Annotated in this window: 1 pseudogene; it reads left to right on the forward strand. The window is 70.4% G+C overall.

The features are described from left to right. A pseudogene (locus LQV45_RS35440) lies at positions 1-1,031 on the forward strand (ATP-dependent helicase); the annotation flags it as partial.

The raw sequence follows: 1,031 nt of genomic DNA on the forward strand, positions 1-1,031 counted from the left end.
CGGTGGACTTGGGCCGCGCCCTCGGCGCGTTTATGCGCGAACTGGCGGCGTCCGACGTCGGGCCGGCCACCGAGCGGTGCAAGGCCAGCGGACTGGACGATTACGCCGCGAACAACCTGATCCAGTACCTCGCCGAACAACGGCTCGCCACCGAGGTGGTCCCCAGCGACACGACCCTCGTGGTGGAACGCTTCCACGACGAGCTCGGCGACTGGCGCGTGGTGCTGCACAGCCCCTTCGGCATGCCCGTGCACGCACCGTGGGCCCTGGCCGTGGGCCAGCGCCTGCAGCAGCGCTACGGGATGGACGGCTCGGCCATGGCCGCCGACGACGGCATCGTGCTGCGCGTGCCCATGATGGAGGATGAGCCGCCGGGCGCCGAGTTGTTTCTGTTCGACCCGGAGGAAATCGAGCAGATCGTGACGGCGGAGGTCGGCGGGAGCGCCCTGTTCGCCTCCCGGTTCCGCGAGTGCGCGGCCCGCGCGTTGCTCCTGCCCCGGCAGAATCCCGGCAAGCGGCAACCCTTGTGGCAGCAGCGGCAGCGTTCTGCGCAGCTGCTGGATGTTGCCCGGAAGTACCCGACGTTCCCGATTGTCCTCGAGACGGTCCGCGAGTGCCTGCAGGATGTCTACGACCTTCCGGCGCTGAAGGACATCGCCGCGTCCGTCGAGCGCCGCGAGCTCAGGATCGTCCAGACCACCACCCAGCAGCCCTCCCCGTTCGCGAAGTCCTTGCTCTTTGGCTACGTGGCCCAGTTCCTCTACGAAGGCGACTCCCCGCTGGCGGAGCGCCGGGCCGCCGCCCTGGCCCTCGATTCCACCCTGCTCAACGAGCTCATGGGCCGCGTTGAGCTGCGCGAACTGCTGGATGCGAAGGTCATCGAGGCCACCGAGCGCGAACTGCAGCGGCTGGCCCGCGACCGACAGGTGCGCGGGCTGGAGGGCGTCGCGGACCTCCTGCGCCTCCTCGGTCCGCTCTCGCCGGACGAGGTCGCCGCCCGACTGGAGCCGGTGGCGGCCCCAGCCCAGGGA

Source organism: Microbacterium sp. Bi128 (assembly GCF_918698205.1).